Genomic DNA, 11,609 nt, shown 5'->3' on the forward strand with positions numbered 1-11,609 from the left:
AGTGCCGGCCGCGCCGGCCGCGCCGGCCGCGGGCACGGCCCACGCCGGCACGGGCTGCGGGTCGGTCCCGACGAGCTTCGCCGTGCGCAGGAGCGTCCCGCCGCCGAGGCGGGGGAGCAGCACCGGCGCGACGTACCGGGCGACGACCTCGATCGCCGCGCCCCAGAGCAGGAACACGACGGGCGTCCACGGTGCGATGCCGACCGAGCCGGAGCCGCCGACGGTGCTCGCGCCGCTGACGCGGTAGGACACGACGAGCGTGCCGAGGACGAGGAGCACCAGGCCGCCGAGGGCCCAGACGACCGGCGTCACGACCCAGTCGAGCGTGCTGCGGGCCCGGTCGTTCCGACGGACGGCGAGGGCCAGGCCGGCGGCGAACGCGGTGACGAGCACGAGCAGCACGACGAGCCAGGTCCACCCGCCGGCACCGCCGAACACGGTCGCCGTGCTGTTCACGGGGCCGAGGCCGCCGCTGCCGATCCCACCGAGGAACCCGAGCGCGGTCAGGGCGACGCCGGCGTTGCCGACGAGCAGCGGGAGCGCGGCGCCCCACGACGGCTGGGCGACGAACGCCACGACCACGACGACGACGGACACGACGACGACGAGGACGACGAGCTGCGAGGTGGCGACCCGCACCGTGCCGAGGACGCGGCCGACGACGACGTTGCCGCGGACGAGCAGCGCCGGACGGGCGAGCAGGGCGCAGAGGGCACCGATGAGGAAGGAACCGAGCACGCTGCCGAGCCCGACACCGTGCACGGGCTCGATGGTCGCGCCGTCCACCTCAGGGAACCGGATCGCCAGGACGAGCCCGGTCAGGGTCGTCAGCGCGACGAGCACCAGGCCGCTGACGACGCTCGTGAGCAGCAGCTGCGGCAGGGCGACCACGCGCGAGCGGATGCGCCGCGTCAGCACGACGGCGAGCACGACCTGCGCGGCGAGCACGACCGCCGGGACCACGCCGATCGAGCCGGAGCCGGAGCCGAGCAGGCCGATCGACCCGGAGCCGTGGAGTCGACCGAGATCGGCGAGCACGACGAGCTGCGCAGGGGCGCCGAGGATGACGCTGACGCCGGACAGGAGTGACTGCACGTCGGGGACGCCCGAGCCCGAGCCGCCGCCGATGCCGCTCGACGGACCGAGGTCGGACGACCCGCCGCCGGACCCGCCCGCTGCGGCGACCGCGACGGTGAGCAGGAGCGAGACCACGGCGACCACGTAGGCGGCGACCCAGCCCCCGACCGCGCCGAGCACGGCGGCGAGCCAGTCCCGTCCGGGCACCGTGCGGAGGAGGCGGTCGAAGCCGTCGGACGGCGCCGGGGTCGGCGCCGGTGCGGCAGCGGGCTGCTGCGGCGGCTGCGGGGGAACGGGTGGGTGCTCGCTCACGAGAGGTGGTGTCCTTTCCGACCGGGAGGCCGGCGCCACCCCTGTGGGCACCTCGTGTCCCCCCGACACGAGGGAGCATCATATCCATCCTGCCGAGGTCCCGTGAATCTGCTGGCGTCCCGCTGGTAACTTCGGCATCGTCCACGTGCACCACGACCCGTGTGCACCGACCCGGTCGAACGGAGACACCACCAACCCATGGCTGCTGACGACACCAATCCCTCCCGCTACGCCTTCGTCGTCGCGTCGAACCGCCTCCCGGTGGACCGCGTCGTCGACGAGGACGGCAACGAGGGCTGGCGGCACTCGCCCGGCGGCCTCGTGACCGCGCTGGAGCCGGTCATGGGCGCGAACGACGGCGCCTGGGTCGGCTGGGTCGGACAGCCCGATGTCGAGGTCGACCCGTTCGACAACGACGGCATCCACATCGTCCCCGTGCCCCTCAGCACCGACGACGTCGAGGAGTACTACGAGGGCTTCAGCAACGACACCCTCTGGCCGCTCTACCACGACGTCATCGAGCACCCGAGCTACCACCGCGACTGGTGGAACGCGTACAAGCGGGTGAACCAGCGCTTCGCCGACCAGATCGCCGAGATCGTCGAGCAGGACGGCGTGGTGTGGGTGCAGGACTACCAGCTGCAGCTCGTCCCGGCGCTCCTCCGCGAGCTCCGGCCCGACCTGACGATCGGCTTCTTCAACCACATCCCGTTCCCGCCGGTGGGCATCTACGCCCAGCTGCCGTGGCGCGCGCAGATCCTCGACGGCCTGCTCGGCGCCGACGTCATCGGCTTCCAGCGGCACGACGACGCGAGCGACTTCCTCCGAGCGGTCCGGCACATCAAGGGCTACACGACGAAGGGCTCGACCATCGACGTCCCGGTCGACGACCCGGCCGCGCCGCGGAGCCGCAAGGGGATCACCGTCCGCCACGTCGAGGCGCGGCACTTCCCGATCTCGATCGACGCCGCCGGGTTCGAGGAGATCGCGCACCGGCCCGAGGTGCAGGAGCGCGCCCGCGAGATCCGCGCGAGCCTCGGCAACCCGAAGACCGTGCTGCTCGGGGTCGACCGGCTCGACTACACCAAGGGCATCCGGCACCGCATCAAGGCGTTCGGCGAACTCGTCGAGGACGGCCGCGTCGCGGTGGAGGACGCCACCCTCGTCCAGGTCGCGAGCCCGAGCCGCGAGCGCGTCGACACGTACGCCGCACTGCGCGACGAGATCGAGCTGACCGTCGGTCGCATCAACGGCGACCTCGGCGTCATCGGACACCAGCCGATCGCGTACCTGCACCACGGGTACCCGCGTGAGGAGATGGTGGCGCTCTACCTCGCCGCCGACGTCATGCTCGTCACCGCACTCCGTGACGGCATGAACCTCGTTGCGAAGGAGTACATCGCCACGCGCTTCGACAACGACGGGGTCCTCATCCTCTCCGAGTTCACCGGCGCCGCCGACGAGCTGAAGCAGGCCGTGATCGTGAACCCGCACGACATCGGTGCGCTCAAGGACTCGATCCAGCGCGCCATCGAGATGCCGCGTCGCGAGCGCTCGACGCGCATGCGCGCGCTCCGCAAGCGCGTCCGCGAGAACGACGTGGCGCGCTGGTCGCGCTCCTTCCTCGAGGCGCTCGACCGCCACGCGCCGAGTCGCGCGAAGCTCGACCCGGCCGCCGCCGACCCCGGTGACGAGCACGTCGACGAGCTCCAGGACACGACGTCGATCTTCGACCAGGACGCCCAGACCGCGCGTGCGGCCGAGGACACCCGGGAGGCTCGTGGTGCCTGACACCGTCACCGATCCGTCCGCCCTGTCGTCGGCCCTCGAGACGCTCGCGGCTGCGCCGCGACTCATCGTCGCCCTCGACTTCGACGGCACCCTCGCTCCGTTCGCGGACGACCCGGCGCAGGTCGGCGCGCTCCCCGGCTCCTGGGCGGCCGTCCTGACCCTCCAGCGGGCCCGCGACACCGAGGTGGTCCTGGTGTCCGGTCGCTCGCTCGACGGCCTCGCCCGCGTCACGCACGCCCCCGAGGGCATGGCGCTCGTGGGGTCGCACGGCGTCGAGTGGCGCGTCGACGGCCACGACGAGGACGCCCTCACCGACGACGAGTCCGCGCGCGTGCAACGGCTCGGCGCGGCGATCGACGAGGTGGCGACGCGCTACCCGGGCGTGCGGATCGAGCACAAGCCCGCCGGGGTCGGCGTCCACACCCGTGGTGTCGACGCCGAGACCGCGGCGGCTGCCGACGCCGAGGCCAGCCGGGTCGCCCACGAGGTCGACGACGCCGTGCTCGAGCGCGGCGGCAAGGACATCCTCGAGTTCGCCGTCCGCCACGTCACCAAGGGCGATGCGATCGACCGGCTTCGTGAGCTGCGCGGTGCGGACGCCGTGTTCTTCGCGGGCGACGACGTCACCGACGAGGACGGCTTCCGGGTGCTCCGCGACGGCGACGTCGGTGTGAAGGTGGGGGAGGGCGACACGCTCGCCCGCTACCGGGTCACCGACCCGGCCGCACTGACCGACGTCCTGAAGCAGCTGGCGAGGGCACGGGCGACCCGACCGGCCTGATCGTCGGGACGGGCGTGGCCGACGTGACCGGCCTGGCTGACGCGACCGGCACGACGGAGCCGCACCGTGCCTCCCGGCCGGCGCAGCGGACACCATGCGGACGCATGTTGTTGCTCGGTTGGTATCCCAACTGCGCCTAGACTCACCCCATGCCTGACATCGACGTGAAGCCGCGCAGCCGGGTCGTCACCGACGGGATCGAAGCCACCACCTCGCGTGGGATGCTCCGGGCCGTCGGCATGGGCGACGAGGACTGGGAGAAGCCGCAGATCGGGATCGCGTCCTCCTGGAACGAGATCACCCCCTGCAACCTGTCCCTCGACCGCCTCGCCCAGGGCGCCAAGGAAGGCGTCCACTCCGGGGGCGGGTACCCGCTGCAGTTCGGCACCGTCTCCGTCTCCGACGGCATCTCGATGGGCCACGAGGGCATGCACTTCTCCCTCGTCTCGCGCGAGGTCATCGCGGACAGCGTCGAGACCGTCGTGATGGCGGAGCGCCTCGACGGCACCGTGCTGCTCGCCGGCTGCGACAAGTCGCTCCCCGGCATGCTCATGGCCGCCGCGCGCCTCGACCTCGCGAGCGTCTTCCTCTACGCGGGCTCGGTCATGCCGGGCTACGTGAAGCAGGCCGACGGCTCCTTCAAGGAGGTCACGATCATCGACTCCTTCGAGGGCGTCGGTGCGTGCAAGGCCGGCAAGATCACCGAGGCCGAGCTCAAGGAGATCGAGTGCGCGATCGTCCCGGGCGAGGGCGCCTGCGGCGGCATGTACACCGCCAACACGATGGCATCGGTGGCCGAGGCCCTCGGCATGTCGCTCCCGGGGTCCGCCGCCCCGCCGTCGGCCGACCGTCGCCGCGACTACTACGCGCACCGCTCGGGTGAGGCCGTCGTGAACATGCTCCGCAAGGGCATCACGGCGCGCCAGATCCTCACGAAGGAAGCGTTCGAGAACGCGATCGCCGTCGCGATGGCACTCGGGGGCTCGACCAACGTCGTGCTGCACCTCCTCGCCATCGCGCACGAGGCCGAGGTCGAGCTGACCCTCGATGACTTCAACCGCATCGGTTCGAAGGTCCCGCACATCGCGGACATGAAGCCGTTCGGCCAGTACGTCATGAACGACGTCGACAAGAACGGCGGCATCCCCGTCGTCATGAAGGCGCTCCTCGATGCCGGGCTGCTGCACGGTGACGTCATGACCGTCACGGGCAAGACCATGGCTGAGAACCTCGCCGAGATCGACCCGCCGGCGGTCGACGGCAAGGTCTTCCGCCCGCTCGACCAGCCGATCCACGCCACCGGCGGCCTGACGATCCTCCAGGGCTCGTTCGCCCCCGAGGGTGCCGTCGTGAAGACCGCCGGGTTCGACGCCGCCGTGTTCGAGGGGCCGGCCCGCGTGTTCGACCGCGAGCGTGCCGCGATGGACGCCCTGACCGAGGGGCGCATCCAGAAGGGCGACGTCGTCGTCATCCGCTACGAGGGACCCAAGGGCGGCCCGGGCATGCGCGAGATGCTGGCGATCACCGCCGCCATCAAGGGCGCTGGCCTCGGCAAGGATGTACTACTGTTGACGGACGGACGATTCTCAGGCGGCACAACCGGCCTGTGCATCGGCCACATCGCACCGGAAGCGGTGGACGCAGGTCCAGTCGCATTCGTGCGCGATGGCGACCGCATCCGTGTCGACATCGCGGCTCGCTCGCTCGACCTACTGGTCGACGACGCCGAGCTGGAGGCCCGCCGAGAAGGCTGGGCCCCGCTGCCCCCGCGTTACACCCGCGGAGTCCTCGCGAAGTTCGCGAAGCTCGTCCAGTCCGCCGCCAAGGGCGCGGTCACGGGCTAGCGTCGACACCCGCACCACCGCCATCCCTCCAGGCAAGGAACACCTCATGCCCACGGAAGCCACTCCGCTGTCCGCGGCCGCCGGTGCACGCCGGACGCCGGAGGTCCTGACCGGCTCGGGAGCCGTCCTCCGGACGCTCGAGCACCTCGGGATCACCGACGTCTTCGGCCTGCCCGGCGGCGCCATCATCCCCTTCTACGACGAGCTCATGGCGTCCACGACGATCCGCCACGTCCTCGTCCGGCACGAGCAGGGCGCCGGCCACGCCGCCGAGGGCTACGCCTCGGCGTCGGGCAGGGTCGGCGTCGCCATCGCGACGTCCGGCCCCGGCGCGACGAACCTCGTCACCGCCATCGCCGACGCCTACATGGACTCGGTGCCCTTCATCGCGATCACCGGGCAGGTGTTCTCGACCCTGATGGGCACCGACGCCTTCCAGGAAGCCGACATCGTCGGCATCACGATGCCGATCACGAAGCACTCGTTCCTCGTCACCGACCCCGCCGACATCCCGGCGACCCTCGCGGCGGCGTACCAGATCGCCACGACCGGTCGCCCGGGCCCGGTGCTCGTCGACATCACGAAGGACGCCCAGCAGAAGTCGGCGCCCTACGTGTGGCCGCCGAGGATCGACCTGCCCGGCTACCGCCCCGTGACGAAGGCGCACGGCAAGCAGATCGCGGCCGCCGCGCAGCTGCTCGCCGAGTCCGAGCGTCCGGTGCTGTACGTCGGTGGCGGGGTCGTCCGCTCCGGCGCCACCGCCGAGCTCAAGGCGTTCGCCGAGGCCACCGGTGCGCCGGTCGTCACGACGCTCATGGCCCGCGGCGCGTTCCCGGACTCGCACCCGCAGCACCTCGGCATGCCCGGCATGCACGGCACCGTCCCGGCGGTGCTCGGCCTGCAGGACAGCGACCTCATCATCGCCCTCGGCGCCCGGTTCGACGACCGCGTGACGGGCAAGGCCGACGAATTCGCGCCGCACGCCAAGGTCGTGCACGTCGACATCGACCCCGCCGAGATCTCGAAGATCCGCTTCGCCGACGTCCCGATCGTCGGTGACGCGAAGGAGGTGCTGGCCGACCTCCTCGACGCGTGGGGCGGCATCCCCGTCGCCGACCGTGCGGACACGTCCGCCTGGTGGACGAAGCTCGAGCAGCTCCGGAAGGACTTCCCGCTCGGGTACGCGGAGCCGACCGACGGCCTCCTGGCACCGCAGGCGATCATCCGTCGCATCGGCGAACTGACCGGTCCCGAGGCGATCTACGCCTCGGGCGTCGGCCAGCACCAGATGTGGTCCGCACAGTTCATCCAGTACGAGCGTCCGCACGCGTGGCTGAACTCGGGCGGCGCCGGCACGATGGGCTACTCCGTCCCCGCGGCCATGGGCGCGAAGGTCGCCGAGCCGGACCGTGTGGTCTGGGCGATCGACGGCGACGGGTGCTTCCAGATGACGAACCAGGAGCTCGCCACCTGCGTCATCAACGACATCCCGATCAAGGTCGCGGTGATCAACAACTCGTCCCTCGGCATGGTGCGGCAGTGGCAGACGCTGTTCTACGACGGCCGACACTCCTTCACCGACCTCGAGACCGGGCACCAGAGCCGACGGGTCCCTGACTTCGTGAAGCTCGCCGACGCCTACGGTGCCCTCGGCATCCGTGTCGAGCGCGCCGACCAGGTCGACGACGCCATCAAGCTCGCGCTGGAGACGAACGACCGCCCCGTGGTGATCGACTTCGTCGTGAGCCGCGACTCGATGGTCTGGCCGATGGTCCCGCAGGGCGTCGGCAACTCCTCGATCGAGTACGCCCGCGACCACGCGCCCAGCTGGGACGTCGAGGACGCCGACATGACCGGAGACCCCGCATGAGCCACGTCCTCTCCCTGCTCGTCGAGGACAAGCCGGGTCTGCTGACGCGCGTCGCCGGCCTGTTCGCCCGCCGCGGCTTCAACATCGAGTCGCTCGCGGTGGGGAACACCGAGGTCGAGGGGCTGTCCCGCATCACCGTCGTGGTGGACGTCGAGGACCTGCCGCTCGAGCAGGTGACGAAGCAGCTGAACAAGCTGGTCAACGTCATCAAGATCGTCGAGCTCGACTTCCCGCAGTCGGTCCAGCGCGAGCACATGCTCGTGAAGGTCCGTGTCGACAACCAGACCCGCTCGGCCGTGCTCGAGGCCGTGAACCTCTTCCGTGCGCAGGTCGTCGACGTGGCGACCGACTCGCTCGTCGTCGAGGTCACGGGCGACCCCGGCAAGATCCAGGCCATCCTCCGCGTGCTCGAGCCCTACGGCATCAAGGAGCTCGCCCGCGCCGGCCTGCTCGGCATGGGCCGCGGACCGAAGAGCATCACCGACCGGGTGCGCTGACCCCGTCGGCCCCCACAGACCACCAGAACCAAGGAGACACACCCTCGTGACTGACATCGTGTACGACGCCGACGCCGACCTGACGCTCATCCAGGGCAAGAAGGTCGCCGTCATCGGCTACGGCTCGCAGGGCCACGCCCACGCCCTCAACCTCCGCGACAGCGGCGTCGAGGTGAAGATCGGCCTCAAGGAGGGCTCGAAGAGCCGCCAGAAGGCCGAAGAGGCCGGCTTCGAGGTCCTCACCCCGGCCGACGCGACCGCCTGGGCCGACGTCGTCGTCATCCTCGCGCCCGACCAGGTGCAGCGCATCGTCTACGCCGAGGACATCAAGCCCAACCTCAAGGACGGCGCCACGCTCGTCTTCGGCCACGGCTTCAACATCCGCTACGGCTACATCGAGGCGCCGGAGGGCGTCGACGTGTCGCTCGTCGCGCCGAAGGGCCCCGGGCACACGGTCCGCCGCGAGTACGAGGCCGGCCGTGGCGTGCCGGTGATCGTCGCCGTCGAGGTCGACGCGTCCGGTTCCGCCTGGGACCTCGCGTGGAGCTACTCGAAGGCCATCGGCGGTCTCCGGTCCGGCGGCATCAAGACGACCTTCACCGAGGAGACCGAGACCGACCTCTTCGGCGAGCAGGCGGTCCTCTGCGGTGGCACCTCGCAGCTCATCCAGTACGGCTTCGAGACCCTGACCGAGGCGGGCTACCAGCCGCAGATCGCCTACTTCGAGGTCCTGCACGAGCTGAAGCTCATCGTCGACCTCATCTGGGAGGGCGGCCTCACGAAGCAGCGCTGGTCCATCTCCGACACCGCCGAGTTCGGCGACTACGTCTCCGGCCCGCGCGTGATCTCGCCCGAGGTCAAGGAGAACATGAAGGCCGTCCTCAAGGACATCCAGGACGGCACTTTCGCCAAGCGCTTCATCGAGGACCAGGACGCCGGCGCACCCGAGTTCAAGGCCCTGCGCGCCAAGGGTGAGGGCCACCCGATCGAGGCCACGGGTCGTGAGCTCCGTGCGCTCTTCGCGTGGAAGTCGAACGACGCCGACTACGTGGACGGCTCGGCCGCGCGGTAGTCTTCGCAACACCACTCGACGACGAGGCGGCGGTGCACCGTGCACCGCCGCCTCTCGATGTGACCCGAACGTTATGCAGCAGCTCTTCACCACCCCCGGCGCCGGAGATCGGCGCGTCCGCGGGGCCGCCGTGCTCGACACGGCCCGGCCGTCGGTCGTTCGCCGACGGTCGTCGTCGACCGCGACCGACGCTGGTCAGGACCGTACCGATCGGCATGGGATGATCGTCCGATGGCGGTGACGAGACGAGCGGTCCACATCGGCGCCGGCAAGATCGGGCGCGGCTTCGTGGGCCAGTTCCTCGTGGCGAGCGGCTACGAGCTCACCTTCGTCGACGTCGACGAGCGCGTCGTGTCCGCCCTCAACGAAGCCGGCCGCTTCGTGGTGCACGAGGTCGGCGAGATGCCGGTCGAGCACCTCGTCTACGGGTTCCGCGCTCTCAACAGCAAGTCCGACCGCGAACGCGTCGTGCAGGCGATCGCCGAGGCCGACGTCGTCACCACCGCGGTCGGCGCCCGCACCCTGCCGCTCGTCGCCCCCGTCATCGCCGAGGGCCTCGCCGCCCGCGGCACCGACCGCGGCGACGTCACGATCGTCGCGTGTGAGAACGCCTTCAACGCGACGGACTCCCTGCACGCCAGCATCCGACGGGCCCCCGTGCTCGAGGACCGCGACGTCGCAGCCGTGTTCGCGAACTGCGCGATCGACCGCATCGTCCCCGACCAGTCCGGCGTCCTCGGCCAGTCCGGCGGTCTCGACGTCGTGCTCGAGCCCTTCTACGAGTGGGTCATCGAGCGGACCCCGTTCGACGCCTCGGACACCGAACCGCCGGTGATCGACGGCGTGACCTGGGTCGAGGACCTCCAGCCGTTCGTCGAGCGCAAGCTCTACACGGTGAACACCGCGCACGCGACGGCCGCCTACCACGGCTACACCCGCGGCATCCGCCTCATCCGCGAAGCCCTCGAGGACCGTGAGGTCCGCGCCGAGGTCGACGGCGTGCTCGCCGAGACCACCGCACTGCTCATCGCGAAGCACGGGTTCGACCCCGCGGAGCACGCCCGCTACGTCGCTGCGAACCTGTCGCGCATCGCGAACCCGCACCTCCCCGACACCACGGTCCGCGTCGGACGGAACCCGCTCCGCAAGCTCGGGCGGCGGGAACGCTTCGTCGGTCCCGCGGCCCAGCTCGCCGAGCGCGGCCTCCCCGTCGACCACCTGCTCGGAGCGATCCGCGCGGCGCTGGCGTTCGACGACCAGGACGACCCGGAGTCGATCGAGCTCCACGCGCTGCTGCGCTCGGGCGCGACCGCGCACGCGCTGACCGAGATCCTCACCGGTCTGATGGAGAGCCACCCGCTCTTCCCCGCGGTGCGCGACGTCGTCGCGGCCGTACTCGAGACCGAGTCGGCCGACGTCTGACGCCGGGCGCCCTGCCCGTGCCGGTGCCCGGACGACCGGGCGTGGGTGAGCTCGGCCCTCGACGCCTCGTAGAATCGGTGGCATGACCACGGCAGCATCACCTCCGGACGGCTCCGTCGACCACGAGGACGACGACGCGCTGCGCTGGGGCGACGCGGACGACGCGACGCACGTCGACGCCGCCCACAACCCGGTGGCCGTCAAGGAGCGCCGCTCCCGCGACGACGAGGGCCCGATGGGCTCCGGCCCCCTCATCGGCTTCGGCGTCCTGGGCGGCCTCTACCTGCTCTACACGGTCGCGTGGCTGATCAGCGCCAGCGTGCTCGCGGTCGCCGACCCGGCGTCCGAGGTCATGCGTGCCCTCGCGATCGTCGCCCCGGCCCTCTGGTTCGTCGCGACGCTGTGGCTCGGCCAGTCCACCAGGAACCGCACGAAGTTCGTGTGGCTCCTGATCGGGGCGGTCGTCCTCATCCCGTGGCCGTTCATCCTCACGAGGAGCTTCGGGTGACCGCCGACACCGCGCCCGCTCCCACACCCGTGCTGGCGCCCTGGCGCATCGCGATCTGGGTCGTCGCCGCGCTCCTGCTCGCGTACGTGACGTGGCAGGCGGTGGGCAACTTCGTCGGTGTCTCGACGCCGATCCTGCAGAACAACGAGTTCCTCGCGAAGAACGGTGCGACCGCGCTCCAGAGCTCGGTGCCGTGGGCGGCGCTCGTGCTCGACGTCGCGATCGCCCCGGTCGGCTTCGTCGTCGCGCTCGTCGTGTCCCGTCGCATGCAGCCGCTCCGCACGGTGGTCGTGTTCCTGACCGCGCTCTGCGCGGTGAGCGCGCTCTGGTTCACCCTCCTGCAGTACGTCACGTCGACGACGGTCATCGGGTCCTGACGGACCCCGCCCACCACCGGACGGGAGGCACGGCTCGCGACGCGCGCCGTGCCTCCCG

Annotated in this window: 10 protein-coding genes; 9 read left to right on the top strand and 1 reads right to left on the bottom strand. The window is 71.1% G+C overall.

From position 1 onward, the window contains the following. On the bottom strand, positions 1–1,389 hold a 1,389-nt coding region (locus QPJ90_RS11715), incomplete at its 3' end, for a hypothetical protein (protein WP_290131394.1). 198 nt (positions 1,390–1,587) lie between these two features. On the opposite strand from QPJ90_RS11715, the gene otsA reads away from it, so the two are divergent. The 9 genes from otsA (at position 1,588) to QPJ90_RS11760 (ending at position 11,551) form a co-directional block, all read left to right on the top strand. Next, entirely contained in the window at positions 1,588–3,180 is a 1,593-nt protein-coding gene (gene otsA, locus QPJ90_RS11720; RefSeq protein WP_290131395.1) for an alpha,alpha-trehalose-phosphate synthase (UDP-forming), read from the top strand. Beyond that, the gene (gene otsB / locus QPJ90_RS11725) at positions 3,173–3,961 is read left to right on the top strand and encodes a trehalose-phosphatase (protein WP_290131396.1); all 789 of its coding nucleotides are present in this window, start codon (positions 3,173–3,175) and stop codon (positions 3,959–3,961) included. The genes otsA and otsB overlap by 8 nt, the downstream gene beginning before the upstream one ends. Positions 3,962–4,110: 149 nt before the next feature. Continuing rightward, positions 4,111–5,805: a dihydroxy-acid dehydratase gene (gene ilvD / locus QPJ90_RS11730; RefSeq protein WP_058725538.1), complete on the top strand. Its 1,695-nt coding sequence runs from the start codon at positions 4,111–4,113 to the stop codon at positions 5,803–5,805. A 46-nt stretch (positions 5,806–5,851) separates the two neighbouring features. Then, the gene (locus tag QPJ90_RS11735) at positions 5,852–7,675 is read left to right on the top strand and encodes an acetolactate synthase large subunit (RefSeq protein WP_290131397.1); all 1,824 of its coding nucleotides are present in this window, start codon (positions 5,852–5,854) and stop codon (positions 7,673–7,675) included. Beyond that, positions 7,672–8,172, top strand: coding sequence for an acetolactate synthase small subunit (ilvN, locus tag QPJ90_RS11740; protein WP_290131398.1), 501 nt, complete (start codon positions 7,672–7,674; stop codon positions 8,170–8,172). Before QPJ90_RS11735 ends, ilvN begins: the two co-directional genes overlap by 4 nt. 46 nt (positions 8,173–8,218) lie before the next feature. Further along, a complete protein-coding gene (gene ilvC / locus QPJ90_RS11745) occupies positions 8,219–9,244 on the top strand; it encodes a ketol-acid reductoisomerase (RefSeq protein ID WP_096897982.1) in 1,026 nt (341 codons plus the stop codon). 231 nt (positions 9,245–9,475) lie between these two features. Then, positions 9,476–10,666 carry a mannitol-1-phosphate 5-dehydrogenase gene (locus QPJ90_RS11750; RefSeq protein WP_290131399.1) on the top strand — a complete coding sequence of 397 codons (1,191 nt, stop codon included), beginning with the start codon at positions 9,476–9,478 and terminating at the stop codon, positions 10,664–10,666. An 82-nt stretch (positions 10,667–10,748) separates the two neighbouring features. Beyond that, on the top strand, positions 10,749–11,174 hold the full coding sequence (locus QPJ90_RS11755) for a hypothetical protein (RefSeq protein WP_290131400.1): 426 nt from the start codon (positions 10,749–10,751) through the stop codon (positions 11,172–11,174). Next, complete coding sequence (locus QPJ90_RS11760; protein ID WP_290131401.1) at positions 11,171–11,551, top strand: hypothetical protein; 381 nt, start codon at positions 11,171–11,173, stop codon at positions 11,549–11,551. Before QPJ90_RS11755 ends, QPJ90_RS11760 begins: the two co-directional genes overlap by 4 nt. Positions 11,552–11,609: the final 58 nt, after the last annotated feature.

It is taken from the genome of Curtobacterium sp. 458 (assembly GCF_030406605.1).
Classification (GTDB): Bacteria; Actinomycetota; Actinomycetes; order Actinomycetales; family Microbacteriaceae; genus Curtobacterium.